Raw genomic sequence first — 1,426 nt, forward strand, 5'->3', positions numbered from 1 at the left:
AGCATACAGACGACCAAATGTGATCAATATGCCGATATACAGACTTAAAGGCAGCATTAACAGACCCATTGCTGGCATGTTCAAACCAACAATCGAGAAAATCAATCCAGCAGGAATATCCCCATCAGAAGCATCAGCAAGAACACTTATGAATTTCTGGCTTACAAACACCAAAAAAAGTACGAAAAAAATCGCAAATTGGCTCTTGAGTGTTTCGCGGATCAAATATCTAACAATAATCACGCTGAAATTACCTATACAAAACTTGTTTTTTTGGTCGAATCACTATAGTTTCCCGTTGAACCATTTATTTTTTTAAAAATTATAAACTAGATGTTAGTCGCTTAATCAGCTCTGCATGTAAGCCTGGAGCTAAAATTCAACAAGTAAGCGATCATTATCTAACATTTAGAGCAATTTGTCTTCAGGATGTAGGAGTACGCATGGAGTTCAGTGTAAAAAGTGGCAGTCCAGAGAAACAACGTAGCGCATGTATCGTTGTTGGTGTGTTTGAACCACGTCGCCTTTCTCCAGTAGCCGAACAACTTGATAAAATCAGTGACGGTTACATCAGTTCACTACTTCGCCGTGGTGATCTAGAGGGTAAACCTGGTCAGATGCTGCTACTGCATCAAGTACCAGGTGTTTTGTCAGAGCGCGTTTTACTTGTCGGTTGCGGCAAAGAGCGTGAACTTGGCGAGCGCCAGTACAAGGAAATCATTCAAAAGACGATCAGCACACTTAACGAGACAGGCTCAATGGAAGCGGTATGTTTCCTAACTGAACTGCATGTTAAGGGTCGTGATACATACTGGAAAGTGCGCCAGGCTGTAGAAGCGACTAAAGATGGTCTATACACATTTAATCAATTCAAGAGCGTGAAACCTGAGACTCGCCGCCCACTGCGCAAGCTTGTTTTCAACGTACCAACGCGTCGTGAATTGAACTTGGGTGAAAAAGCAATCACTCATGGTCTTGCTATCGCATCAGGTGTCAAAGCCTCAAAAGACCTTGGCAACATGCCGCCAAACGTAGCTAATCCAGCTTACCTTGCTTCTCAAGCTCGTCGTCTAGCGGACGATTACGAAACCGTAACCACCAAAATTATTGGTGAGCAAGAGATGGAAAAACTGGGTATGACCTCTTACCTAGCAGTAGGCCGTGGTTCTAAAAACGAATCTATGATGTCTATCATCGAGTACAAAGGTAACCCTGACTCAGATGCAAAACCGATTGTGCTCGTAGGTAAAGGTCTAACCTTCGATTCAGGCGGTATCTCTCTAAAGCCGGGCGAAGGTATGGATGAGATGAAGTACGACATGTGTGGTGCGGCATCGGTATTCGGTACAATGAAAGCGCTGGCGAAGCTAAACCTACCAATCAACGTTATTGGTGTTCTAGCGGGTTGTGAAAACATGCCTGGCAG

2 protein-coding genes are annotated in these 1,426 nt (G+C 43.8%); one reads left to right on the forward strand and one right to left on the reverse strand.

Annotation, left to right across the window (positions count from 1 at the left end; genetic code table 11):
* Positions 1–243 (reverse strand): LptF/LptG family permease (locus IQR33_RS02895; RefSeq protein ID WP_193843507.1); only part of this gene is annotated, 243 nt, incomplete at its 3' end.
* A 200-nt stretch (positions 244–443) separates the two neighbouring features.
* On the opposite strand from IQR33_RS02895, the gene IQR33_RS02900 reads away from it, so the two are divergent.
* On the forward strand, positions 444–1,426 hold a 983-nt coding region (locus tag IQR33_RS02900; protein WP_193843508.1), incomplete at its 3' end, for a leucyl aminopeptidase.

This window comes from Vibrio sp. OPT46 (assembly GCF_015163535.1).
GTDB classification, from domain to species: domain Bacteria; phylum Pseudomonadota; class Gammaproteobacteria; order Enterobacterales; family Vibrionaceae; genus Vibrio; species Vibrio alginolyticus.